General features: G+C 50.7%; 25 protein-coding genes. 6 read left to right on the top strand and 19 right to left on the bottom strand.

Annotation, left to right across the window (positions count from 1 at the left end; translation table 11 throughout):
- Positions 1–18 precede the first annotated feature (18 nt).
- The 4 genes from HU175_RS06985 to greA all read right to left on the bottom strand — a co-directional run bounded on the left by HU175_RS06985 (position 19) and on the right by greA (position 2,696).
- On the bottom strand, positions 19–201 hold the full coding sequence (locus HU175_RS06985) for a histone H1 (RefSeq protein WP_176565901.1): 183 nt from the start codon (positions 199–201) through the stop codon (positions 19–21).
- A gap of 139 nt (positions 202–340) precedes the next feature.
- Positions 341–1,645 carry an aminotransferase class I/II-fold pyridoxal phosphate-dependent enzyme gene (locus HU175_RS06980; RefSeq protein WP_176565900.1) on the bottom strand — a complete coding sequence of 435 codons (1,305 nt, stop codon included), beginning with the start codon at positions 1,643–1,645 and terminating at the stop codon, positions 341–343.
- A 185-nt stretch (positions 1,646–1,830) separates the two neighbouring features.
- Positions 1,831–2,220, bottom strand: a complete 390-nt coding sequence (locus tag HU175_RS06975; RefSeq protein ID WP_176565899.1) for an HIT family protein — start codon at positions 2,218–2,220, stop codon at positions 1,831–1,833.
- A 2-nt stretch (positions 2,221–2,222) separates the two neighbouring features.
- The gene (gene greA / locus HU175_RS06970) at positions 2,223–2,696 is read right to left on the bottom strand and encodes a transcription elongation factor GreA (protein ID WP_176565898.1); all 474 of its coding nucleotides are present in this window, start codon (positions 2,694–2,696) and stop codon (positions 2,223–2,225) included.
- Positions 2,697–3,004: 308 nt separating this feature from the next.
- Between greA and fmt the strand changes: the two genes are divergently transcribed.
- Both fmt and HU175_RS06960 read left to right on the top strand, forming a co-directional pair.
- On the top strand, positions 3,005–3,928 hold the full coding sequence (fmt, locus tag HU175_RS06965; RefSeq protein WP_228724352.1) for a methionyl-tRNA formyltransferase: 924 nt from the start codon (positions 3,005–3,007) through the stop codon (positions 3,926–3,928).
- Positions 3,925–4,425 (top strand): dihydrofolate reductase, encoded by a 501-nt coding sequence (locus HU175_RS06960; protein WP_176565897.1) that lies wholly within the window; start codon positions 3,925–3,927, stop codon positions 4,423–4,425. Before fmt ends, HU175_RS06960 begins: the two co-directional genes overlap by 4 nt.
- 40 nt (positions 4,426–4,465) lie before the next feature.
- On the opposite strand, the gene HU175_RS06955 is transcribed toward HU175_RS06960, so the two are convergent.
- From HU175_RS06955 to rimP, 5 genes are all read right to left on the bottom strand, one after another.
- Positions 4,466–5,071, bottom strand: coding sequence for a Uma2 family endonuclease (locus HU175_RS06955; RefSeq protein WP_176565896.1), 606 nt, complete (start codon positions 5,069–5,071; stop codon positions 4,466–4,468).
- A gap of 36 nt (positions 5,072–5,107) precedes the next feature.
- Complete coding sequence (locus HU175_RS06950) at positions 5,108–7,207, bottom strand: BatA domain-containing protein (protein ID WP_176565895.1); 2,100 nt, start codon at positions 7,205–7,207, stop codon at positions 5,108–5,110.
- A gap of 181 nt (positions 7,208–7,388) precedes the next feature.
- Positions 7,389–10,634: a translation initiation factor IF-2 gene (gene infB, locus HU175_RS06945; protein WP_176565894.1), complete on the bottom strand. Its 3,246-nt coding sequence runs from the start codon at positions 10,632–10,634 to the stop codon at positions 7,389–7,391.
- Positions 10,635–10,792: 158 nt separating this feature from the next.
- The gene (nusA, locus tag HU175_RS06940; RefSeq protein ID WP_176565893.1) at positions 10,793–12,037 is read right to left on the bottom strand and encodes a transcription termination factor NusA; all 1,245 of its coding nucleotides are present in this window, start codon (positions 12,035–12,037) and stop codon (positions 10,793–10,795) included.
- Between the two features lie 44 nt (positions 12,038–12,081).
- Entirely contained in the window at positions 12,082–12,594 is a 513-nt protein-coding gene (rimP, locus tag HU175_RS06935; protein ID WP_176565892.1) for a ribosome maturation factor RimP, read from the bottom strand.
- Positions 12,595–12,774: 180 nt separating this feature from the next.
- On the opposite strand from rimP, the gene HU175_RS06930 reads away from it, so the two are divergent.
- Positions 12,775–13,932, top strand: a complete 1,158-nt coding sequence (locus HU175_RS06930) for an endonuclease/exonuclease/phosphatase family protein (protein WP_176565891.1) — start codon at positions 12,775–12,777, stop codon at positions 13,930–13,932.
- Here the strand turns inward: HU175_RS06930 and HU175_RS06925 are convergent, their stop codons facing one another.
- From HU175_RS06925 to HU175_RS06905, 5 genes are all read right to left on the bottom strand, one after another.
- The gene (locus tag HU175_RS06925) at positions 13,933–14,343 is read right to left on the bottom strand and encodes a molybdenum cofactor biosynthesis protein MoaE (RefSeq protein ID WP_176565890.1); all 411 of its coding nucleotides are present in this window, start codon (positions 14,341–14,343) and stop codon (positions 13,933–13,935) included. It lies immediately after the preceding gene.
- Positions 14,344–14,391: 48 nt separating this feature from the next.
- Positions 14,392–14,634, bottom strand: a complete 243-nt coding sequence (locus tag HU175_RS06920) for a MoaD/ThiS family protein (protein ID WP_176565889.1) — start codon at positions 14,632–14,634, stop codon at positions 14,392–14,394.
- A gap of 99 nt (positions 14,635–14,733) precedes the next feature.
- Complete coding sequence (locus tag HU175_RS06915; RefSeq protein ID WP_176565888.1) at positions 14,734–15,015, bottom strand: hypothetical protein; 282 nt, start codon at positions 15,013–15,015, stop codon at positions 14,734–14,736.
- 75 nt (positions 15,016–15,090) lie between these two features.
- On the bottom strand, positions 15,091–16,113 hold the full coding sequence (locus HU175_RS06910) for a S1C family serine protease (protein ID WP_176565887.1): 1,023 nt from the start codon (positions 16,111–16,113) through the stop codon (positions 15,091–15,093).
- Positions 16,114–16,191: 78 nt separating this feature from the next.
- The gene (locus tag HU175_RS06905) at positions 16,192–16,785 is read right to left on the bottom strand and encodes an RNA polymerase sigma factor (protein WP_176565886.1); all 594 of its coding nucleotides are present in this window, start codon (positions 16,783–16,785) and stop codon (positions 16,192–16,194) included.
- Positions 16,786–16,928: 143 nt separating this feature from the next.
- Between HU175_RS06905 and HU175_RS06900 the strand changes: the two genes are divergently transcribed.
- Complete coding sequence (locus HU175_RS06900; RefSeq protein ID WP_176565885.1) at positions 16,929–17,129, top strand: hypothetical protein; 201 nt, start codon at positions 16,929–16,931, stop codon at positions 17,127–17,129.
- 99 nt (positions 17,130–17,228) lie between these two features.
- Here HU175_RS06900 and HU175_RS06895 read toward each other — a convergent pair whose 3' ends face one another.
- The 4 genes from HU175_RS06895 to HU175_RS06880 all read right to left on the bottom strand — a co-directional run bounded on the left by HU175_RS06895 (position 17,229) and on the right by HU175_RS06880 (position 22,722).
- Entirely contained in the window at positions 17,229–18,233 is a 1,005-nt protein-coding gene (locus HU175_RS06895; protein WP_176565884.1) for an NAD(P)H-dependent glycerol-3-phosphate dehydrogenase, read from the bottom strand.
- 9 nt (positions 18,234–18,242) lie between these two features.
- Complete coding sequence (locus HU175_RS06890; protein WP_317167797.1) at positions 18,243–19,661, bottom strand: alpha-L-fucosidase; 1,419 nt, start codon at positions 19,659–19,661, stop codon at positions 18,243–18,245.
- Between the two features lie 82 nt (positions 19,662–19,743).
- The gene (locus HU175_RS06885) at positions 19,744–21,147 is read right to left on the bottom strand and encodes an efflux RND transporter periplasmic adaptor subunit (protein ID WP_176565883.1); all 1,404 of its coding nucleotides are present in this window, start codon (positions 21,145–21,147) and stop codon (positions 19,744–19,746) included.
- 69 nt (positions 21,148–21,216) lie between these two features.
- On the bottom strand, positions 21,217–22,722 hold the full coding sequence (locus tag HU175_RS06880) for a TolC family protein (protein ID WP_228724351.1): 1,506 nt from the start codon (positions 22,720–22,722) through the stop codon (positions 21,217–21,219).
- Between the two features lie 77 nt (positions 22,723–22,799).
- Here HU175_RS06880 and HU175_RS06875 point away from each other — a divergent pair, with 77 nt between their 5' ends.
- A complete protein-coding gene (locus HU175_RS06875) occupies positions 22,800–23,615 on the top strand; it encodes an aminotransferase class IV (RefSeq protein WP_176565882.1) in 816 nt (271 codons plus the stop codon).
- A gap of 1 nt (position 23,616) precedes the next feature.
- Here HU175_RS06875 and HU175_RS06870 read toward each other — a convergent pair whose 3' ends face one another.
- The gene (locus tag HU175_RS06870; protein WP_176565881.1) at positions 23,617–24,297 is read right to left on the bottom strand and encodes an ABC transporter ATP-binding protein; all 681 of its coding nucleotides are present in this window, start codon (positions 24,295–24,297) and stop codon (positions 23,617–23,619) included.
- A gap of 216 nt (positions 24,298–24,513) precedes the next feature.
- On the opposite strand from HU175_RS06870, the gene HU175_RS06865 reads away from it, so the two are divergent.
- Positions 24,514–25,215: a head GIN domain-containing protein gene (locus HU175_RS06865; protein ID WP_176565880.1), complete on the top strand. Its 702-nt coding sequence runs from the start codon at positions 24,514–24,516 to the stop codon at positions 25,213–25,215.
- Positions 25,216–25,234: the final 19 nt, after the last annotated feature.

The following is a 25,234-nucleotide window of genomic DNA, read 5'->3' as shown; positions in this document are numbered from 1 at the left end:
GTTTAAAACCTCAGCTTCCTATTCGTCACCTTTGTTTTTGGTGTCCTGAACTTCAGACCGGATAGTTTGTGCCAGTGTCTTCAACTCCTGCATGCCCTTACGGACACGCGTACCAGCAGCCTGGTTGTTCTTGTCATAGAACTTTTCGAAGTCGCCTTCCAAAGACATTACGAGGTTCTTTATTTCGTCGAAACGTGCCATAGCAATGTATGGGTTTAAGTGAAAAATGCCCAAATTCCGCTAAAAACGCGGTTTTCGGGTGAAATTTACTCATTCTACCATACAGCGCAATAGCTAGGCCAAAAAAATAGAGCAAAAATGCAATTTTTACCTAAAAACTCTATTCACTGGCTGATTCGGCCGATACTTCAAGCGTTTCCGGAGCCACTGTAGTGGTACTTTGCCGATAAATACCGTTTTCCAGTTTTTCAGCTACTGCCGAGAAAGCATCCAGGGTAAACTGCACATCTTCCAGCGTGTGAGCCGCCGTCGGAATGATCCGCAACATGATAATATCTTTCGGCACGACGGGATAAACCACGATTGAGCAGAAAATCCGATGGTTCTCGCGCAGGTCACGAATCAGGGCCGTAATCTCGGGAATACCACCCTTCAGGTTCTGTAGCAACACAGGCGTTACCGGCGACTGGGTGTCACCAATATTGAATCCGCGTTCGATCAGACCGCTCTGCAGCGCCCGTACGTTTGCCCAAAGTTTTTCCCGGAACTGGTCAGACTGTCGAATCATCTCCAGCCGTTTCAGAGCACCGACTACGTATGGCATTGGCAGTGCTTTTGCGTAAGTCTGCGACCGCATGTTGTACTTGAGGTACATGATGATGTCGTGATCGGCAGCGATGAACGCACCAATAGCAGCCATCGACTTGGCGAAGGTTGAGAAGTACAGGTCGATTCCATCCTGGCAGCCCAGCATCTCACCAACACCCGCGCCCGTTGCTCCCATTGTACCGAAACCGTGGGCATCGTCAACCAGCAGACGGAAATTGTATTTTTCCTTCAGCGCCACGATCTTGTCCAGGCTACCAACCTTACCTGACATACCAAAAACACCTTCGGTAATGACCAGAATACTACCGCCTTTTTCTTCGGCTTTTTTCGTAGCACGCTGGAGGTTTTTCTCCAGGCTGGCCATATCGTTATGGTTGAACTTGTAGTATTCACCCATTTTCGCTTTATGAAGCCGGATTCCATCGATCAGACAGGCGTGGCATTCGGCGTCATAAACGATAACGTCGCGGTGATCAACAACAGCTTCAATCGCTGACATTACCCCCTGGTAACCGTAGTTCAACAGGAAAGCATCTTCTTTTCCAACGAACTCAGCTAATTCTTTTTCCAGCTTTTCATGCAGGTCGCTATTGCCCGACATCATCCGGGCACCCATTGGATACGCCAAGCCCCATTCTGCCGTAGCATCTGCATCAGCCTTACGGACCTCAGGATGATTGGCCAGACCGAGATAATTGTTCAGGCTCCAGTTCAGCATGTCCTGACCCTGAAAACGCATGTGGGGACCAAGCTCGCCTTCGAGTTTGGGAAACGCAAAATAATGGTGACCGTTGTACTCGCGGGACGAGGACCCGATAGGACCTAAATTGGTGCGCAGTTTCTCAAATAAATCCACTTTTTATAAACGTTTAGTGGGCTAAACCCTTGTTTTTTACGCGGTAAGTGCAAAAATAGCACTTAACTTCTGGGAGTTCAAATTGAACGGTAAAATTTCACTTTTTGCAGAAAGAGTACCTACCCGTACGGGCGAAAAAAAGGGACACCGGTTGGTTCCAGTATCCCTTTTCATAGGCAGAATTATCAGATATATTGTCGGATTTGCTGTGCCGTTTCGGCCAGTTCGTCCTGCGTTGGGTTCATTTTTTTGGTGAAATCCATGTTAGCCATCGAGTTGAGCGGAATCAAGTGAACGTGTGCATGGGGCACCTCCAGCCCAATAACCGATACGCCAATCCGTTTGCAGGGAATGGCCTGTCTGACAGCCGCAGCTACCGTTTTAGCAAACGACATCAGTCCCAGATAAAGGTCGTCGTTCAGGTCAAAGAGGTAGTCGACTTCTTTTTTGGGAATTACCAGCGTATGGCCTGTCGTTGTTGGCGTAATGTCCAGAAAAGCCAGAAAATCGTCCGTTTCGGCAATTTTGTGCGCTGGAATTTCACCGGCAACGATGCGCGAAAAGATAGAAGCCATACTTACCGGGAGATATCAATGATTTCGAATTCCAGCACGCCCGCAGGCACTTTGATTTCAGCATTATCGCCAACGTGTTTCCCCAGCAGCCCTTTGCCAATGGGCGAACCAACCGAAATGCGACCCGCTTTCAAATCGGCTTCTTCTTCCGAAACCAGTGTATAGTTCATGACGGCTCCGTTTTTTTTATTTTTGATCTTCACCGTCGACAGAATCGAGACCTGCGACGTATCAATCGTGGATTCGTCCAGTACGCGGGCATTGGCTACGACTTCTTCCAGTTTGGAAATTTTCAGTTCGTGCAGCCCTTGTGCGTCTTTAGCCGCATCGTATTCAGCATTCTCACTGAGGTCACCTTTATCACGCGCTTCGGCAATCTGACGGGCAATTTCAGAGCGGCCCTTCGTTTTCAAATCATTCAGTTCTGCCTTGAGCCGGTTTAATCCTTCTTCGGTGTAATATGAAATCTTTCCCATAATTCGATACGTAACTTCTTTAATCGTTTTTCACATTGGTTGGGGTCGCTCGATAAAACAAAAAAACGGTCCGCCGACCGTTCTGCAACCAAATTAGTTTTCTTTGCAGTCGCGTCAGTGTCTCTGTCGGCAAGCCGAAGTGAGTGGTTTAGGCGTGTACTTACTAGCTCGTCGCATTGACTTTATCTGCATTCTGATCGACCAAACGTAACAGACGCGCCTTTTCAGGTGCGTCGTGATGACAAAATTACGAATACTTCCGGGCTATATCAACAGATAGGTGCCTTACAAAACAGATTCATAACTTCATGTCCCAGCCTCTTCGCGTTGTGTTCATGGGTACGCCCGACTTTGCCGTGGCCAGTTTGCAGCGGTTACTAGGCGACGGCTGTCAGGTGGTTGCCGTTGTTACCGCTCCCGACCGCCCTTCGGGGCGGGGTCTGCAACTGACGCCATCTCCCGTCAAGAAAGCGGCTCTGGCCGCTGATTTACCGGTACTCCAGCCCGAAAAACTTCGTGATCCGGCCTTTCTGGAAATGTTGGCCAGCTACCAGGCCGATCTGCAGGTGGTTGTTGCCTTCCGGATGCTGCCCGAAGTGGTATGGGCAATGCCGACAATCGGTACGTTCAATCTGCACGGGTCGCTGCTTCCCCAGTATCGCGGTGCCGCCCCAATTAACTGGGCGATCATCAATGGCGAAACCGAAACCGGTGTAACGACTTTCTTCATTGAGAAAGAAATTGATACGGGGCAGATGATCTTTCAGGATCAGGAGCCGATTTATCCCGACGACACCGCTGGTACGGTGCACGATCGATTGATGGAACGCGGGGCTGATTTGGTTCTCAAAACCGTCCGGGCGATCGAAGCCGGTACGTACCCACGCACGCCCCAGCCAGCGTCTGACAATCTGAAAGCAGCGCCGAAACTCAGCCGCGAAACAACCGAAATTAACTGGAGTCAGCCCGCCACTCAGATTCGTAATTTTGTACGCGGTCTGTCGCCCTACCCAGCTGCATGGACAACGATAAACGGAAAGTTTTTTAAGGTATACGCCGTTTCTATTGCTAACGAGTCACCCTATGCCGCCGAGCCGGGCAAAGCTTACACGGACAATAGGAAAGTAATCATGGTAAAAGCCGATGATGGCTGGCTGGCCCTTGAATCGCTTCAGGCCGAGGGAAAACGGCGCATGACAGCCGAAGAATTTTTGCGGGGAAACAAACTATGAAAATCAGTCTTATCGCGGCAGTAGCGAAGAACGGCATCATCGGTGCCAACAATGACATGCCCTGGCACCTGCCGGACGACTTCGCGTTTTTCAAGCGAAAAACCAGCCATCACCCAATTATTATGGGCCGCAAATCGCTGGATGCGCTTGGCAAACCCTTGCCTAACCGTACCAACATTGTTATTACCAGAAATCCGGATTTTCAGGCTACAGGCGTAACCGTAACACACACAATTGACGCGGCTATCGAACAGGCCCGGCAGATTAATCAGGAGGAGATATTCGTAATTGGCGGGGCAGAAATTTATGCCATGGCGCTCCCTATTGCTACAACGCTTTATTTAACGGAGATCGACAAAGCCTATCCGGGCGATACGTACTTCCCAGCTTTTGACCGTAGCGAATGGCAGGAAATCAGCCGGCACGCTCACCCGGCCGACGAGCGCCACGAAACCAGTTTCGATTTTGTTGAGTACCAACGCAAAAACGACCAGTAGTCGGCTGATCGTTTTTGACTTGATTGTAGTGCTTCTCGCGCTACCGTAACACTGACAGCGAAAAGGCAAATTCAGGTAATACGTCCTCCCCCGATAATATATTATCAAATCCTTCGATAACGCTGACCGAACCGTTAGCCCTGTAAACTTTGCTGAGTTCAGTTTTCGGATCGAGTAACCACCCCAGCCGACAACCGTTGTCCATGTATTCCCGCATCTTCGCTTCGGTGTCTTTCATCGTGTCCGACTCGCTCATGAGTTCAACAACGAAATCGGGGCAGAGTGGTGGAAATTTGCGACGTTCGTCGGCAGTAAGTTGATTCCACTGTTCGTTGCTCACCCAGGCTACATCAGGGGAACGAGTCGCTCCATTGGGTAACCGAAATCCGGTCGATGAATCAAAGACAACGCCATTCGCTGTTTCTTCTGACCAAATATCAATCCGGCTTATCAGTTTCGTATTCCGTCGGCCCGTTTCTCCACCTGTTTGTCCCATCAGTTTTATTGTTCCATCTGCGTCGCGCTCAAATTTGTGCTCTGGGTTTTCCTGACAGAAGTAGAAAAACTCATCATCAGTCATGTGGCGCAGACGGTCGAGCATATCGATGCCCGGTTCAATCTCCAGGGGAAACACGATGTTGGTCATGACAGTAGCGGTCTGCTGTTGTTTAAAAATAGCAATTTACCCTTTCATAAAACGTACCATTCCTATTTCAAGCAGCAGGAATGCCAGCGACGCAATCAGGAAATATTTCCAGAGGCTTTTGCCCATGGTTTCTTCTTCGAGTACCTGCGCAAAATTGCCATCCTGAATACTGTCAAACACCTCAACGTTAGGCTGACTAGCAAATATCCGGCGCAGCTCGTCTGAAGTATAAAACTCCATTCGGGACTCATCGTTCCCATGATTAAACGCCAGCAGCCGTTCTGTTTGGCCCTGATTATTCTGAAGCTCGTAATAGCCTGCTTCGATTTCCTGTCCTGCCGCCAGCTCGTTGCTCTTAGGCATTTCTAAAAACAACTGATTGCCTACGACACGTTGCACCGGAATAATTTCCAGTTTATCCCGCTTCAGTTTGTACACCGCCCGATCGGCGGGATTGCTAATTGAAATCGTCAGTGAGTTGTCATCGAACGAATAAGCCGTTTGTTGAGCGCGTACGCTCAGAGCGGCCATTTTATACATAATCGGTACGAAAAGCGCGTGTTCAGCCAGATTCCCATACTGACTGGCTAATGGGTTCGCCAACACATAAACCGCCCCCGTTTTCGACGTACCGTTTCCTGCCCGAGAACGCGTCAGCAACGGATTGCCATCCCGAAGATTCAGCAAACGCTCACCCGCGTTCCAGCGCCAGACCGGTGCAACGTTAGGCATATTGACCGGATCAGACTGGTAACTCTGCTGAAAAACGTCCTGAAAGAACGGACTGCGCCGATCGGGCTCTGCCACGGGTAGTAAGGTAGGCGTAGCGGTTCCTTCCACCGCCCGCACCCCGCCAACGCCTAGTGTCAACAGGAATGGGCCATACGAAGCCAGATCAGGCTTTTCAGGCGGAATAATTGTCAGGCTTCCTCCCTGACGAACAAACTGTTCCAGTTCGGTACGTAACGTCCCGCTCACCTGCGTTACGCCTTCCAGCACCACCAGGTCGGTTGCTTTCAACTGACCAACGTCAAAATTCTGGGCGTTGAAACTTCGGCGAGTAAATAAACTATCGTTGGCATAGACCGCCTGTACGTAGTCGACCGGCGCTTTCTGCTCGTATAGGTGAAGCACCCGAACGGCAGGCGACGCTTCGATCACGAAGAAATACTGGTTGTCGAACGTAATTGGAAAATCCTCAAACACAATCCGGCCCCGATGATAGCCCTTCGACGTAACGTTAAAATTCAGTGATACCGTAGCCGATCCACCGGGGGCCAGCGTAGCCGAAGCCGTCGAGGTCTGCGCATCATCCAGATACAGCCGAACGGGCAGATTTTTTACGTTTTCCTGCCCGCCATTCGTCAGTTTGACGTTCAGGCTATTGTTCTGCATCTCGCGAATAAAGGGCGTACTCAGCCAGACTGAATCGACGAATACGTTCTTGGTGGACTGTGCATCCAGCGGCACGATAAACAACCGATCGCTGGAGTCAATTTTCAGTTTGTTCAAATCACCACCCGTACTTTTCTGAAAGTCGGAAAACCAGAATAATTGATTTCCCCCGGCCGGATTAATACCAGCCAGCAGGTTCCGCTGACGCCGATAAACGGCTTCTAACGCGCGGGGCGTATGCGCGTATCGGACCGATGTCACCCGATCCCGAATGGCCTCGGCGGTTCCCGTTTGTTGCTCATTCCCCGAAAAATCATTGGTCAGCAATTGCAGCGAACTGGCATTTCGAAACAGCGTCAGTAATTCATCCAGCTTACCGATAGCGATATCGAGGTAGCGCTTTTCGTTACGCTCATTCTGCATGCTGTATGAATTATCCAGATACAGACTCGTTACGCCTTTCTGCGTTATGCCGGGCGTATTTTTTCCGGCCAGCCGTGGGTTTGGAATAAAGGGCTGCGCAAACGCCAGCACCAGACAAGCCAGAAACAAACAGCGGGCCGCTAGTATGAGCCAGTGCTTCAGCCGACGGAACGACTTAGTTTCTGTCTGGACAGTACGCAGTAGCGCTACGTTTGTAAAGTAGACCCGGCGGGTTCGGCGAAAATTGAAAAGGTGAATGGCAATTGGTACCGAAACGGCCAATAACCCAAACAAAAATGACGGATATAGGAAATTCATTCAGACGGCGTGCTGCAAACGTTGATCCTGCCAATAGATAACGATCGGTTCCAAACCTTTCGTTTCTCTTCCGCCCAAGTTAGTGATAAGCCAGCAGGTTTACCTACGAATTAAACACGAAAAAGCCCCTATCAGTACTGATAGGGGCTCCCTCATCCTAGAAACTTATTGTTTGTCAGCCTTACAGCGTCCGTTTTACTTCTTTCAGTTCGAAGCTTTCGATCACATCACCCACTTCAATGTCGTTGAAGTTTTTGATGCTCAGACCACATTCGTAGCCAAACTTCACTTCGTTAACGTCATCCTTGAAGCGTTTCAGCGCACTGATCTCGCCCGTGTGGACCACGATGAAGTCGCGAATAATCCGGATTTTGTTGTTCCGTTTGATATTCCCTTCTGTCACGTAGCAACCCGCTACCGTACCGATTTTGCTGATCTTGAAGACTTCGCGTACTTCGATATTACCAACGATAACTTCTTCCACAGTCGGAGCAAGCAGCCCTTCCATAGCATCTTTCACTTCGTTGATCGCGTCGTAGATAATCGAGTACAGACGAATTTCGATCTGTTCCTGTTCAGCCAGTTTACGAGCACTGGCCGATGGACGAACCTGGAAGCCAACGATGACCGCATCCGAAGCCGAAGCCAGCAGAATGTCTGATTCAGAAATCTGACCCACTGCTTTGTGGATGATGTTCACCTGTACTTCTTCGGTCGACAGTTGCAGCAACGAATCCGAAAGGGCTTCGACCGATCCGTCCACGTCACCTTTCACAATCACGTTCAGTTCTTTGAAGGTACCGATTGCTTTCCGGCGACCGATCTCTTCGAGCGTAATGTGTTTGCGGGTACGCAGCGATTGTTCACGCAGCAGTTGCTCACGTTTGTTAGCAATCTCACGCGCTTCACGTTCGGTTTCCATGACGTTGAACTTGTCACCCGCCTGTGGAGCACCTGGCAGACCCAGAATCTGAACCGGCTTGGCAGGACCAGCTTCTTTAATCCGTTCGCCCCGGTCATTCGTCATAGCCCGGATGCGGCCGTAGTGGGCTCCCACGAGCATGATGTCGCCCTGACGTAGCGTACCGTTTTCAACCAGTACCGTCGATACGTAACCGCGACCTTTATCCAGCGAAGCCTCGATCACCGTACCCAAAGCACGACGATCCGGGTTAGCTTTCAGTTCGAGCAGTTCGGCTTCAAGCAACACTTTTTCAAGCAGATCGTCTACGCCCATACCGGACTTCGACGAAATTTCTTGCGCCTGATACTTACCGCCCCACTCTTCAACGAGCATGTTCATCGCTGCCAGTTCAGTACGGATTTTCTCCGCATCGGCGCCCGGCTTATCAACTTTCGAGAAGGCAAATACGATTGGTACACCAGCTACCTGAGCGTGGTTGATAGCTTCCCGCGTTTGTGGCATGATGCTATCATCAGCAGCAATCACAATGATAACAACGTCCGTTACTTTCGCACCCCGCGCCCGCATGGCCGTAAAGGCTTCGTGACCCGGTGTATCGAGGAACGTAATCATCCGGTCGTCGGCTGTTTTTACGCTATAAGCGCCAATGTGCTGCGTAATACCACCGGCTTCACCAGCGGCTACTTTCGCCCGACGGATGTAGTCAAGTAACGACGTTTTACCGTGGTCAACGTGACCCATGATCGTTACGATCGGAGCCCGTGATTGCAGGTCTTCGGGTTCGTCGGCGGCTACGTCTACACCAGCCTCCGTTTCATCTTCGGCCGATACGAACTGAACGTCATAACCAAATTCATCGGCAATAACCGTAATCGCTTCGGCATCCAGACGCTGGTTGATCGATACGAACATACCCAGATTTAGACAGACCGAAATAACTTCGTTGATCGACACGTCCATCAGTGAAGCCAGGTCATTAGCCGAAACAAACTCGGTTACTTTCAGCGTTTTTGCTTCCAGTTCCTCCTGTTCGTTCAACAGCCGGCGATCTTCTTCACGTTGATTCCGGCGATCACGTCGACGGTCGGCACCCCGGTTGGGCTGGTTACCCTGCATCCGGGCGTTCGTTTGCTGAATCGACTTACGAACGTCAGCCTGGGTAGGCGCTTCCCGGCGGTTTCCACCACCCCGGTTATTGTTATTGCCACCGCCCCGGTTGTTATTACCCCCGCTACGGTTATTGTTATTACCTCCCCGGTTACCCGACGCGTTATTATTGTTCGCGTTGTTGTTGGTATTCGTGTTGGGCGTACCCGAGTTGCTGGTCCGGTCACCTCGTCCTTGTTGCTGGCGATTGTCCTGATCACCGGCAGGCCGGTCAGTACGGTTAACCGGTCCGCGGTCGTTGTGACCATCACGTGGCCCGCGATCATTCCGGTTATTATTATTACCACCCTGGCCAGGTTGCCCTGGTGTGCCTGGCGTATTAACGTTAACCGCACCTTCACGGCCACGAATCCGCTTCCGTTTCTTTTTATCGGCGTTGTTACCACCACCGCCCTGACGCGGATTGTTGACAGGTAATTCTATCTTACCCAGAATTTTCAATCCACCCAGTTGATGGCTACCCGCTGCCCGGATTGTTTCCGTTGGCGCTGCGGCTTCGCTTTCCGAAGTACTTGGTGCTGCAGCCGGCGCTGCTGGCGCGGGAGTTTCTACCTTGGCTGGAGCTGGACTAGCTACGTTCGCTTTTGGCGGTTGTGACGTAGCTGGTGCAGGTTTGGGCTGCTCGGCAGGCGCAGTTACCGGTTTCGTTTCAGCAGCCGGAGCCGCTGGCGTAGCTGAGGCCGCCGGTTTTACGGGTTGTACCACTGCTTTTGCTTCAACAGGAGTGGGCGCTACGGGTACAGGAGCAGGCTGCTGCACGGGTTTAGCCGCTTCCGGAGCGGGAGCAGGCGTAACAGGAGCCTTCGCTGGTTCTGCAACCGGAGAGGGCTTAGGTGGCTCTACCGGCTTCACATCCTGCTGAACCGGCGCTTTCGCTGTGGGGGCAGGCTGCGGAGCGGGCTTCGCGTTCAAATCTATTTTACCAACTACTTTCAGACCCGGCAAACCCGTCTGAGCGGTTTGTGGTGCTGGTTTAGCTTCGGCAGCAGTTGGCTGAGGGGTTGTCGACCGGGGTGCATCTGCTTTGGGAGCGTCAGCTTTAGCGTCCGTAATAGGACGACCTGCGTCATCACGACGGTACAAAATAACATCCTCCTCCCGACGACGCGGTGACTCGGCGACGGCAACCTGCGGTTCAGCCCGGCGAGCTCCGTTCAGGAGTTCCGTAGATTTATACTCCTTCGCTAACACCTCCAACTGTTCTGTGTTGATTTTGGTGTTAGGATTAATTTCAACCTTAAACCCTTTGGCAGACAGACTATTCGCAACAGAGGATAATCCCTTGTTGAGAATTTTTGCCACTTGGCTTAGGCGCATTGACTTATCTTCTGCCATACGTTCGGTCTATATTCGGCAAATTTAATGGTTGTTGATATGGTATGAACAACAGTTAGTACAATAAAAATCCCGGTACTTATTTATTTAACCCAGGATAAGGGTCCGGCAATCGGTTTTGTCCAATTATTTTTCGCACTTACCCTAGCCTTTCGCCTTTATTCGAACTCCTGTTTCAGGATGCTCATAATCTCCTCAACGGTATCTTCTTCAAGGTCCGTCCGACGAACGAGTTCTTCTTTGCTGAGTGCTAGTACACTCTTGGCGGTATCAAGACCAACTTTACGCAGCTCCTGAATCATCCACTCGTCGATTTCGTCCGAGAACTCCATCAGGTCAACATCCTCGTCATCTTCCTGACCTTCGTTATCCCGGAATACGTCGATTTCCATATCAACCAGCCGACCGGCTAGTTTGATATTTTGTCCACCTTTACCGATAGCCAGCGACACTTGGTCCGGTTTCAGGAAGACCGACACCCGTTTGGCGTCGCGGTCGATATTCATCGAGCTAACTTTAGCAGGGCTGAGTGCCCGACTGATGAGCAGTTCCAGGTTTTCGGTATAGTTGATTACGTCGATGTTTTCGTTGCCCAACTCCCGAACAATGCCGTGAATCCGGGATCCTTTCATCCCTACGCAGGCGCCAACAGGATCGATGCGATCGTCGTACGATTCTACGGCAACTTTAGCGCGCTCACCCGGCTCCCGAACGATTTTGCGAATCGAGATCAAACCATCGTAAATCTCCGGTACCTCAATCTCAAACAAACGTTCCAAGAAGACGGGCGACGTACGGGACAGAACAATTTTAGGCGTTCCATTCAACATATCGACCCGGCTAATGACGGCCTTAACCGCTTCGCCTTTCCGGTACCGATCTTTTGAGATCTGCTCTGTGCGGGGCAGGCTTAGTTCGTTGCCTTCACCGTCCGTCAGGATGATTTCGTGCTTCAGCAATTGGTACACCTCAGCACTCACCAAATCCCCCACCTGATCTTTGTATTTCTGGTAGAGAACTTCTTTTTCCATATCCTTGATCCGCTGGATCAGGGTCTGGCGGGCCGTCTGCACCACCCGGCGGCCAAAGTCAAGCAATTTAACTTCCTCGGCGACCTGCTCACCCACTTCAAAGTCATCCTGAATTTTACGGGCTTCGGCGAGGGGAATTTTATCATAATCCCAGATATCCTCCGAATCGTCATCAACGATTTCACGCGTGCGCCACATTTCAAGATCACCGCTTTCCGCGTTGATGATGACGTCGAAATTTTCGTCGGTGCCGTATTTTTTGCGAATCATTGTCCGGAAGACTTCTTCCAGGATGGCGATCATGGTTGGCCGGTCAATATTTTTCGACCGGGCAAAATCAGCAAATGATTCGATTAGTAGTCCGCTGGTCATTTTCCTAAGTATGGTTTCAAGTTCAGGACTATTTCTGTCCGCAACTATTTGAAAGAAATTTCAACGTTTGATTTCTGAATCTGTTCGAACGGAACAGGCGTCGGTCCGACTATGGGCGCTTCGGTCTGCAGAAGCGCTTCCTTTTTCAGCTGGCTTTTCGATTTTTTTTCGGGTACGACATCCAGAATGATATGGGTTTCCTCGACGGCATCCAGCGTACCTTTCCAGACCCGGCCATCCGTTAACGTAACAGCTAGCTGACGGCCGATGTTACGTACGTATTGCCGCGAAAACGTGAGCGGAAAATCAACTCCGGGCGACGAAACTTCCAGCGTAAAGGGCGCTTCACCAAAAAAATTCATTTCATCCATCTGACCACCCAACTGGCGGCTGATGGATGCACACTCATCAATGGTAATTCCGGCATCGCTATCCAGCAGGATTGTCACTTTCAAACGCCCTCCCTGCCGGCCAGCCACTTGAATATCAACCACATAAATGCGATCATTATCCAGGTAAGGCTGCAGTAATTCTATTACCCGTTCCTTATCGTTCATAAAATAAGGCTAACAAAAAAGGGAGTCCGACTCCCTTTTTTTTCACCAATACTAGTTACCATTCCTGCTACAAAGCTAGCACATTCTTTCGTCATACGCAAGAATGCACGTCACGACCTATTAGGGGTTTGTAGTCGTAATCGCTTAATTTTGGCCACAAAAGGGCTTCCCCCAGTACACATGGCAGTATCAGCTTTTCGGATTGGTAACCTGATTTTTCAATTTTTTCGGTCGGTGTTCTGGTCGCTGAATATTCTGCTGGCACTTTATACCTTTTTTAGTTACTGGCTCCTCTACGATTTACCGACCCAGCACTGGTCGGCCGGGATGATTATGATTTCGATTCCAATTGCCTGGCTTTTTAATCTGGCCTGCGTAATTGCCTGGTTTTTCAGTCGTCCCTGGCGAAGCTGGCTTTCAGGTTTGGTCTTGCTGGTCGGCGTCATCTTATTCGGCGAACGTACTTTTTCGTGGGAGGCTCCTACTGCTCTTCCGGCGGGTGGGGTCCCGCTGAAAGTGTTTAGTTATAACGTCCAGGCGTTCGGGCTGGATAATCGGCTGGAGCGGGAACACAGCACGCCACGCGCCCGCCGGCTGATCAACTTTGCATTACGTTACGACGCACCTGTCAAATGCTTTCAGGAGTTTTACGTATCATCTCCCGTACCGGATTACGATATTGTGGACCGGTTCCAGCGAGCTGGTTACAGTCATTCGGTGCTGCTGAACCCGGCCAAAGCTCATGAACAGCTAGGGCAAATCGGTACAGCTATTTTTTCCGTTTATCCCATTATCAACTCCGGTCGGGAGCCCTTTAGCGGTAACAACGGTCTGCTCTGGGCCGACATCAAAGTGGGCAACGATACGGTCCGGGTAATCAATGTCCACCTCCAGTCAATGGGAATTCGGGTGGGCCGGGTGCTGAAACAACAGGAAATGGAAGGCGTCAAACACGAAACACGGGGAGTGCTGAGTGCGCTACGTAATGGCTTTATCGAACGCAAAGAGCAGGTGCAGCGTGTTATCTGGCATATTCAGCAGAGCGACTACCCAGTAATTGTTACGGGCGATCATAACGACACGCCCTATAGCGTTGTCTACGAAGAACTACGCCGAACCCTGCCAAACACGTTTGAAGAAGCCGGACGCGGGTTTGGCTTTACGTATAACAGGCCGCCAGGGTTCATCCGAATCGATCACCAGTTTCATGACCCGATCCTTTCCGCGCTGAACTTTGAAACGATTAACTACGTAAAGTATTCAGATCATTACCCCATCGTCGGCACGTACGATATTAGCAAATCGACCCGCAGACCCAAGCCCGTTCTGGTGCCCTGATCAGGGATGAGCGTTCACCCAGACCTCACCGTCGGTAAATACTTCTTTTTTCCAGATTGGCACAGTCTGTTTGATGGTATCGATGATATACCGACAGGCTTCGAACGCGTCGGCCCGATGCGCCGTGGCGACACCAATCAATACGGCCATTTCGCCGATCTGCAAGGTACCCTTGCGATGAACGATGACATATTTCAGGATAGGCCATTTTTCCTGAGCCTGGTCGGCAATTTTCTGCATCTCACTAACCGCCATCCGGTCGTAGGATTCGTATTCCAGCCGGTCCACTGAGCGTTCCTGGGTTTTGTTCCGAACAACGCCCAGAAACAGGTCCACGGCGCCCGCTTCGCCGGTATGCAGATAGGTAAGTGCCGCCGAAACATCAATCGGGTCAGAAACTAATTCGATCATCAGGAAATAAACAGTTAGATAAACGTATTGTCCAAACAAGCTGACTCCCTAACCACCACTCACGGGTGGAATCAGGGCCACTTCGTCAGTTTCTTTGATTACCTGATCTGATTCCGCGTATTCGCCGTTGACGGCTACCAGCAATGAACGGATCCCTTTCACTGCCGGATACTGCTGATGTATTTCCTGTAGCAGGTCGGTAACCTGCATATCCTGCCGGGCAGGAACGTTTAGTGAACTCTGCCCAATCAAATCCCGGGCAATCCCAAATAAAAGTACTGAAACAGCCATGATTACAAATTATGTCTGTAGTTACCCATCAATAAAAACTGTGCTACCATCAACGACAGTAGCACAGCCTGACATGTACCAAAAATCAAATACGGGTAACTAGTTCGAGTTATCCAGTTTTCGCTCGGCTTTTTTCATCTTACGATCTGCCTTATTGAGCGCCTTGTTTGTGCCGTCTTTAATATCCTCGCCGGTATTTTTAGCGGCTCTGGAGACTTTACGGCCCGCTTTTTTCGTTTCGCGTCCGGCTTTGTCAGCAGCAGCATCAACGGTTTGGCCCGCCTGCTTCGCCGTTTCTTTCGCGTTTTGTTTTGTATCCTGCGCTGAGACAATCGTCAGCGTCAAAGCCATAGCGGCCATGAGTGTCAGTACTTTTTTCATGCTCGTTGAGTGTTTAACCGCGGATATAACACCCAATAATTAAGAAATGTTAGCCCAACTGACTACTTTATTTTTTTACTCTTTGTGCTTGAACACTTTAACCTGATATACGTAGTCCTGTACCCGCTTGATTTGCTGTTTCCGGGACAGTTTTCCCAGTGCATTTTTGTGGTTTAGCCGAATTGGCTGCCCCTTCAGCGACTCGTTGGACAGTCCGTTCAGGGCTTCGAACAGATAGTTGGCTTTCACGGCAAAACTAACATCTTCGGCTGTTGTCTGCTTACCGCTGATAATGCCGATTACGTTCCCTTTTTCGTTCAGTAACGGTCCGCCTGAGTTACCTGGATTGACGCTGATAGCCACCTGATACGCCGTCGAGTCACCCCGGTAGCCGGTACCCGAACTCAGATAACCTTCGCCGTACACAATCTCTTCGCGAGGGTACCCCAGGGTGTATACGCGCTCGCCCAGATCAGACGCTTTCAGATCGAAACAGTACGGAACGGACGGTAAAGTTTTAAACGAGCTATCATCGCTGAGCTGCAGAATAGCCAGGTCATGCATCGTATCAGCATGAACGACCCGCGCCTTATAGACTTCACCTTTCGAGCTTTGTACGTAAACCGAATCGGCATTCTGGATAATGTGATTATTCGTCACAAAATAACCATCGGCAGTCAGCAGGAATCCCGTGCCGGCCACCTGCGCCGGGTTAATGCTTAGACCCTGGCCACGTCCGTTGATATCGTTAATGAGCCGACGCTGCGACGTTCTGACCGCCTGAATCTCTTTGCTCAACTGGCGATACTGCTGTACTTGCTGCTGGTGACCATCCTGATAAGCCCGGTACAGAAAGATGGATCCAAAGGTCGTGATCATCGCAGCCGATGCGGCAACGGCCAGCGTGGTGCGATAAGCACGCCATAGCGAACGTATTCGTCCTTCTTCAATAATTTCTGATGAAGCAGGCTGAACAGACTCGTACATGGCCTCCATGTTCAGTTGCTCCTGAACCGCTGTCAGTTGCTGCCGAAACCGGATACGATCTCCATAAGATCGCAGTGCCTGTTCAATGTCGATATCGTCGTTCGTTTCCATAGTCACTCTGGTTCGTTTCAGTAATCAGTACTACGGCTTACGTTGGGTTCGCGGGGCCGCTCCGATTCTGGAGGTTCGTTATCGTTTTTCTTTATACTCCGCAAAAAACAGTCGCTTCAACCGCATCAGGCATTTGTACTTCTGTGTTTTAGCATTGTCGGCATTGGTGTAGCCAAACTTCTCCGTAATCTCCTGCATAGTCAGGTGCTGAATGTAAAAGTCTTCCAGCAGCGTTTTGCAGGGTTCACCAAGTCGGCCCAGCGATTCAGCCATCAGATCGAACTGACGGTCTCGTTCTTCATGGTCGAACAAATCGTCACTCAACTGGCTAAGAGCGGCTTCTTCGTTGACGGGTTGTTCAACATCCCGAACCATGAACCGACTACGTTGCGCCAGATGCTTTAACCACAAACGCCGAACAACCGAATAGAGGTACGTTTTTAGCTGGGCCTGCAGTTCAAACGAGCCGCTCTTTGCTTTTTCATAAAGCAGTACCAGCGCTTCCTGATAGATGTCCTTTGCGTCATCTTCGCTACCGCTGTTGCTCGTTATAAAGTGAAGTACCATTGGGAAATAGCGCCGGTATAGTTGCAGCAATACCTCGTTAGATCCCTCGGCCAAGCCCACCAATAACTCCGTATCAGTCAACTCCAGCCGCTTACTTTCCTTCATTTTGTTGATTCATTACTTAATACGAATACGGTCGAAACGTAACCCAAAAAAAAAGTTAAAAAAAGTTGGGTTACCTTTTTCCCTATAGAGTATTAACGTTGACATTGTTCCAATAATCACTTAAACAAAAACGCTCCAAAACTATGAAAGCAATTACGAAATCTGCCTTCTTTTTCATGGCCATGATCGCCCTTGCAACTTCTTGCAGCTCGAAAAAGACTGAAACCGAAACGACCACGACCGAAGGTACGACCATGTCTAGCGATTCATCTTCGATGATGATGGGTGACTCGACTATGGCTAGCGATTCATCTTCGATGATGATGTCGGATAGCGCGAAGTAATTTAGCTAAGGCACAACTGCCGGTAATATTACCGACAACGCTATAAACGTATTGGGCCCCCTGTTTCGGCAGGGGGCCTTCGTTTTTTTATTCCTGTCTTTATGTTAACAATTCTTTCAGGCTATTCATTTCATTCGTCGGCGCGGCTCGTTCGTACAGGATGTTATAAACGGCATCGACGATGGGCATATTGACCTTGTACTTCTGATTGATCTCGAAAATACTTTTTACGGCATAATACCCTTCCGCAATCATGTTCATCTCGGCCTGGGCCGACTGAATCGTGTATCCCCGACCGATGAGCGTACCGAACGTCCGGTTCCGGCTGAAAGGCGAATACGCCGTTACGAGCAGGTCACCCAGGTAAGCCGATCCGCTCAGATCCCGGTGCTTGACGTGCGTAGCGTCGACAAACCGACGGATTTCCTGCATGGCATTCGACACCAATACCGCCTGAAAATTGTCGCCATACCCCAATCCACGCGTAATACCGCAGGCTAGCGCCACGATGTTTTTCATCACGGCGGCATACTCAATGCCGTAAATATCATCAACGGGCGTTGTTTGTACGAAGCGGCAACGTAGCAGGCTGGCAACCGTTTCGGCGCACTCCGCTCCCTGCGATGCGATGGTCAGATACGAATACTTTTCCAGTGCTACTTCTTCCGCATGGCAGGGCCCGGCGATGACCGACAATAATTCGGCGGGTACGTTGTAGCGCTCGCCGATCCAGTCTGTAACTAGCTGGTGCGTTTCGGGTATAATTCCTTTAATGGCCGAAACGACACATTTTCCCGCAAAGTGCTCGGGTCGGATGCCCGTGAGTGCGTCGGCAACGAAAGCCGCTGGAATGGCCAGTACGACGTAATCACTATCCTTAAAAGCCTCCCGGATTTTGGTACATACCTTTACTTTGCGGGTATTGATCTGCACGTCGCTCAGGTAGCTCGGGTTATGACCAAACGTTTTGATATGGTCGGCGTCGCTTTTTTTGCGGAGCCACCATTTTACGATCACATTGTTTTCGGACAGGATTTTGACGAGCGCCGTCGCCCAGCTCCCCCCGCCAACCATAGTAATTCGGGTCGGTTGTTGCACTTTCATGGGGCAAAGCTACAATGCGCCCTCCAATTTAAATACCCAGGCATACTGGCACGGAATGGTGGCCGGCGTTACTGACGGCATTGTCAGCCGCATCGATTTGCCGCTGGCCGTAGTCACTACGTTGCCTTTATATCCCAGTAATGACACCTTCGACGGTTTTTTGCTCAGACCGGCTACCAACAATGGCCCGTCAGGCCAAGCGGTTGTAATCACGTAGAGATCACTGCCTTTCTGCGTGAAGAACAGCTTCGTATCATTTGTCACCTTGGGTGCTTTATCCCAGGCTCGGGTTCCGTAAACAGCGTCTCCATTAACGGCCAGCCAGTCGCCGATGTCGTGTAGTCGCTGCTGCATAATAACCGGAATACGCCCGTCGGCCGTTGGCCCGATATTAAGCAACAGGTTTCCCCCGCGGGCTACTTTATTCACCAGAATATCAACCAGTTGCTTGGAGGTGGAATAGTCTTCCAGGTTTTCAGCCCGGTTGTATCCGAACGAGCCACCAATCCCCCGGCACTCTTCCCAGGGGCGGGAAAATTTAGTATTTTCAGATGTGCCTTCGTGTACCAGATCATATTCCGTTGTAAAGATACCACCGTGTTTCGAGCGGGTCTCTTTGCCCCAGCGGTCGTTGACAACTACGTCGTTCTTTACGGGGGAGTCATTATACAGCCAGGACAAAAACTGCGTACTTTTCCAGACGTCAGACGGATGATCCCATTCGCCATCTGTCCAGACAATATCGGGTTTATAGCGCGTCACTAAATCTTTCATTTGAGGAATCATGTGGTTGTCAACATAGGCGTTCACATCACTCTTATACAGCGGATTAAACCATTCGTAAAGCGAGTAATAGTACCCCATCCGCAGTCCTTTGTCCTTGACTGACTTGATAAGATCGCCGGCCAGGTCGCGGTGCGGGCCAACGTCCACTGCGTTCCAGTTCCACGACTGCGCGCTTGGCCAGAGAGTAAAACCTTCATGGTGTTTGCTGGTCAGCACTACGTATTTCGCACCTGACTGTTTGATTACGTCAGCCCATTCGTCGGGCTGAAAGAAATCGCAGGTGAAGTCTTTGACGAAATCCTGGTACTTAAATCCTTCGCCATATACCCGATCCTGAAACTTGGTAAAGAAGGGATACGTAGCACTTTTCGGATCGCGCACTTTCTGCCAGTACCACTCGGCGTAACGGTCATATACCCCCACCCCGTCGCGGGCTGTAGGTGCGTAGGCGGGCACCGAAAACAACCCCCAATGAATGAAAATACCAAACTTGGCATCCTCAAACCAGGTCGGTACGGGTCGGCTGTCGATCGAAGCCCAGTTCGCTTCATAACGAGTGGTTGATTGAGCCATCGTTTCTACTGAATGCTGCATACTAATAAGCAGGAAATACAGGTAAACAAGTCGGGCAAAGCGTTTCATCAGGATACGTATTTGCGGTAAAAGCAAAAACGCCCGGCAATATACCGGGCGTTTTCAGGCTGTGGACGAATACAAGGAGAGCTTATTCAGCCTCGTTTCCCGGTTTCTTCTTCGTTTTATTGGGATCACGTTTCACCACTACGTCGTTGTTTTTGAGCTTTTTCGAAACGGCAATAAATGGTCCGGCAATGATCTGTTCACCCTGTTTCAGACCGCTGACGATCTCAATATTTTCAAAATCACTAATACCGGTTTTTACTTCGCGCTGCACCGCTTTGCCCGCCTGATTCACGAAAACAATTTCTTTGGGCCTCTCTTTTTTGACCGCTTGATTAGCCACCTGATTACCAGACTCATCCTGATCTTTCTGAACGTTAGTTGAATCGGCACTCCGCGTTGTTACGGCAGCAATTGGCACTGCCAGTACGTTTGTTTTCCGGTCGGTAATAATCTCGACCGACGCGGTCATACCCGGTTTGAACGGATATCCTTTCTTATCTTTTTCGGCCAGCAGATCTTCATACGAGCTATTGAGGATTTTAACTTTTACTTCAAATTCGGTTACGGCGTCAGATGCCAGCGACGCAGCCGCTGCAGCCCCGGACGAACTGGTCAGACCGTTGGCCGTGTTGGCAATTTCGTACACAACACCTTTGAACTTACGACCAGCCATTGCGTAGGAGTCCACTTCGATATCGGCCGTATCGCCCAAGTTAACCCGCACAATATCATTCTCGTTGACATTAACCCGCACCTCCATGTTCTGCAGGTTTGCGATCCGCATGATTTCGGTACCTGCCATCTGCGACGTACCCACGACACGCTCGCCCAGTTCAATATTTAGCTTGGAAACGGTCCCGTTGACGGGCGCATAGATGGTGGTTTTCCGCAGGTTTTCGCTGGCGTCGCGCAGACTGGCCTGCGAACTCTGAATGTTGAACTGTGCAGCCCGGACGTTGGCTCTGGCGGCTTCAACTTCCTGCTTCGCTACGTTGAAATTCGACTCGCTGGTTTCGAAATCGGCGGTTGAGATCACTTTGTCGGCCAGCAGCTTCCGGTTCCGTTCGAAGTCGGCTTTAGCGCGGATCAGGCGGGCTTCGGACTGGGCAACACTGGCTTTCGCCTGCTCAAACTGGGCTTTGCTGGAATTAACCGTTGCCCGCGCCCGCGACATCAGCGACTCGTAATTGTCGGGGCGAATCCGGCACAGGAGTTGACCGGCCTTAACCGGATCACCTTCGTTGACATACAGCCCTATGATCTCACCCGATACGTCAGGACTGATTTTTACTTCAACCTGCGGCTGTACCCGTCCGGACGCACTAACGCGCTCGATGATACTTGCCCGGTTAACCGTTACAAAATCAACTTCGGTTGCTTCGGGTTTGCCAATGATGCCAGCTTGCTTGGCCGCAACGAAGCCAACGATTAGTAAAACGATAACGCCACCCAATATCCACCAGACGCGGTTCGACTTCTTTTTCATAGTTCGCAATGTACAACGAAGCACAAACACTAAAAAGTCCCACGGACTTTCCGGCGCTGTTGCTACCGTCTAAAAACCAAGGGGTTTATTTTGATAGAAATCCAGAATTTTTGTTCGGAATACGTAGTCGTATTTGGCCTGCACCAGACTGGCCCGCGCCCGGTCCAGATTCGTTTTCGCAATGCTGTAATCAGTAGCGTTAATTGCCCCTGCGTTCAGGCGGCTTTCAGCCGCCTGGAACGCCCGCTCCAACGAAGCCACCTGCGCCTGTGTAGCCCGGAACCGGTTAGCTCCGGCCCGCATGTTCGTATAGGCCGTTTCGATCTGCTGACGTAGCTGTAACCGCGTATTCAGGGCCGTCAGCTCAGCGTTCTGCTGCTGGATTTTGGCCGTTGTAATACGGTTCCGCGACAGGTTACCCTGGAAAATAGGGACCCGCAGGAATAGTGATACCGACCGGTTGAAGTTGTTTTCCAACTGGTTGAAATAACTAACCCCTTTAAAATCATAACCAGGTATGGTTGTATAAACTGGTGTCTGAGTGCCGTCCGGGTTTGGAATAAAACCAACCAGCTGTTGCGTTGAGGAACCATTCAACGACTGTTGATTGGCCGCGCTGGAATAGAGACTGCTCAAGTTACCGTTCAGAGTCAGCGTAGGATATAAACCTCCTTTAGCAACCTGCACGCCTAATGCGGCACTTTTCACCCGCAAATCCGCTCCTTTCACTTCGGGCAAATTCGTAGAGGCTACGTCGAAGATCTGCTGTACTTTTTCGGCGTATGGCGCCTGACCAGGATCGGGAACAGCAATCGCTTCGACATCAAAATCCTGATTGATCGGCACGTTCATTGCCTGCAGCAAAGCCACTTTGGCCAAATCGAGGGTGTTTTGAGCGTTGACAATATCCAGCTCGTTACTGGCGAGCGTAGCCCGTAACTCAAACAGATTTGCCTCGGGAGCCGACCCGGCATTGACCAACCGTTGTGTCCGGTCAAGCTGCGCCTGGGTCACTTCAAGCTGACGCTGGGCAATCGCCAGTTGCTCTTTGCCGGTCAGTACATTCAGGTAATTCTGAGCAACGCTCAGCGAGATATTGTTCTGCGTAGCATTCAGCTCCTGTTCACTGGCCTCCAGAGCTAGCTTGTTCTGCTTGATGGTATTACGCAGGGACATCCCGTTATAAAGCGTAGCCGATGCGTTCAACTGATAGCTTCCCGAATTAATACTCCGCTGGACAAACGCATTTGATTGCGGGTTAATACTACGTCCGCCATTTAGCGCCTGGTTGGCCTGAAAGAAGGTCGTAGGCAGTAGATTAAGCCGCGACTGGCGCAGGGCAAGCTCGCTATTATCAACAGTAAGCCGTCCCTGGCGAATCTGGATATTATTCTGCAACGCAACGTCTATGCACTGTTGAAGTCCCAGTACAGACGGGGTTGCGTTCGTATAGGCTGATGGATTGCTGGCGGGCGTAGCTGCCGCAGGTTTATTGGCCCCTGGTTGCGCTACGGCCATGGCGCCGACCAGACACAACAACAAACTCCCTGCATTCCGGTAAACCACGTTCATCATGTTATCTTTGAGATGTTAATAGTACGAATTTATCATCTACGCGAACTCCGTTTTGGGATAAACGGCGTAAACTGGGTATGTTTCTGGTTTATAATGGGGATTTTATCGCCGAAACTGACTTTTCACTGTCAGTCAACGATCGGGCATTTCAGTACGGCGACGGCTTTTTTGAAACCCTTCGCTACGAGCAGGAACAGCTTCAATCCTGGACTGACCATGCGGATCGTATTCAGGACGGATTACAGGCCCTACGGCTTATTCTCCCTGACAGGGCTCCCCTTTCGACGTTTCCCCAGCTGATCGAACAGCTACTAGCAGCGAATCAGCTTCGACAGCAGGTGGCTCGTATCAAACTGCAAATCTGGCGGCAACCGGGCGGATTGTATACCCCTAGTACGCACCAGGCTAATCTACTAATTACGACCCGGCCAGGCCAGCCTTTTACCGTATCACACCGGGGCCACGTCGGTATTTTTGATGCTGTTCGGCTGTTGGTTTCTCCGCTATCGGGAATAAAAACCTTGAACGCCTTACCCTACGTGCTGGCGGGGCTTGCTAAACAGGAAGGGCAGTATGATGATATGCTTCTGCTCGATCAGCACGGCCATCTGGCCGAGTGCATCGCATCTAACCTGTTCTGGTTTCGCGGTAACCAACTCGTTACGTCCTCGCTGTCTACCGGCTGCATCAACGGCATTACTCGCCGGAGGCTGTTACGTCTCTTTCCAAACGCCCTAGAGGGATTATTCACGCCGGATGCACTAGGCGATGCTGATGCTGTATTCGCGGCCAACGTAGCAGGGGTTCAGTTCTTTACCCAATGGGGCTCGTCTGAACGAATCCAATACTGGACGGCGACGCTCGAACGACTCCTGCTCAGCGCTGAGCCCTAACTTAATGAGCCAGCACCTGCGGTTCCAGCCAACCGTCTTTCAGGCGGATGATCCGAGAACCATACTCAGCATTGACTTCTGAGTGAGTTACCTGTACGATGGTGACGCCATCTTTCTGATTCAATTCATGAAAGAGTTCCATGATTTCCCGAGCCTGGTCAGAATGCAGGTTTCCGGTTGGCTCATCGGCGAAAATAACGCTTGGTTCCGCGGCTAGGGCACGGGCTATGCCAACGAGTTGCTGCTGCCCGCCCGATAACTGCGCCGGAAACAGGTCTTTCTTCGCGACAATATTGAACCGGTCGAGCAATTCAGCTACGCGACTTTTTCGCTCCGAGCTACCCGTACCTTTGTACAATAGGGGCGTTTCAATATTCTCATACACCGTCAATTCGTCGATCAGGTGATACGCCTGAAACACAAAGCCAATCCGCGTGCGGTGCAATTCAGTTCGTTTCTTTTCCGATAGTTTTTGTACCGGCTGCCCGTCGAACAGGTATTCGCCTTCCGAGGGTTCTTCCAGTAAACCCAGAATGTGGAGAAGAGTCGATTTTCCTGAACCCGACGGCCCCATGATGGATACAAACTCACCCGATTGGATATCGAGGTTGATAGTTCGCAGGACGTACGCCCGTCCAAAACCGGCCGGGTAATATTTTGATACATTTCGTAGCTGAATCATACGGGTATGCAGTTGAACACGCAGGTTATAGAATTCTAAGGTCAAGCGCCGTGCCACAATAGACAACTTTCTGTCTATCAATAATCTACCTCACTTTCATAGCACTACAGCCGTCCGTTCCCGGACAGTCGTTCGCTCAAAAGCGGACATTTTCAGACCGCTCATGCAACGAAACCGGCTTCTTTGGCATCTTCTTCCAAATTAACCACTTCTACCATGAAAACCCTTCTCCTGGCTACCGCCTTTTTTGTTACGAGCCTGCACGCAGCCGACGACTGGAAAAAATCCCGTCCCGTTTCGGACTTTACAGGCTTAAGTGTAAGCAGCGGTATTGATCTGTATCTGACGCAGGGCAGTTCCGAAAAACTCACGTTCGACGTCAAAGGCGTTGATGAGGAAGACGTCAAATCGGAGATCAAGAACGGTGTCCTCAAGCTCTATATCGAACGAAACGGTATGAATTGGGGCTTCAATTTCGGCCGAAGCAAGTACGTCAAAGCCTACGTTACATTCAAACAGTTGAGCAACCTGGCAGCTTCCGGCGGGGCCGATGTGTTTGGTGAAGGCAATCTGTCATTTAATAACCTGAATATGTCGGTTTCCGGCGGCTCGGACCTAACCATGAACCTGAAAGCGAACGACCTGAACGTATCGGTTTCGGGCGGGGCCGATGCGGTTCTGGAAGGATCGGCGAAAACGCTCAATGCCAGTAGTAGCGGTGGGGCCGATCTCGACGCTCGTAGACTGACAGCATCGGTCTGCACGGCTAATGCTTCGGGCGGGGCCGATGTGTACGTCAAAGCTACCCAGGAGCTGACGATGAAGGCATCGGGCGGCTCTGATATTTATTATTACGGCCCGGCTAAGGTGGTAACAAAGAGTAAGTCCGGCGGCTCAGACATCACGCAGAAAGATTAAATCGCTAACTCACGCAGCT

Origin of the sequence: Spirosoma sp. KUDC1026 (assembly GCF_013375035.1) — a bacterium.
In the GTDB taxonomy this organism is placed as follows: domain Bacteria; phylum Bacteroidota; class Bacteroidia; order Cytophagales; family Spirosomataceae; genus Spirosoma.
This window is presented reverse-complemented; position numbering and strand designations above follow the sequence as displayed.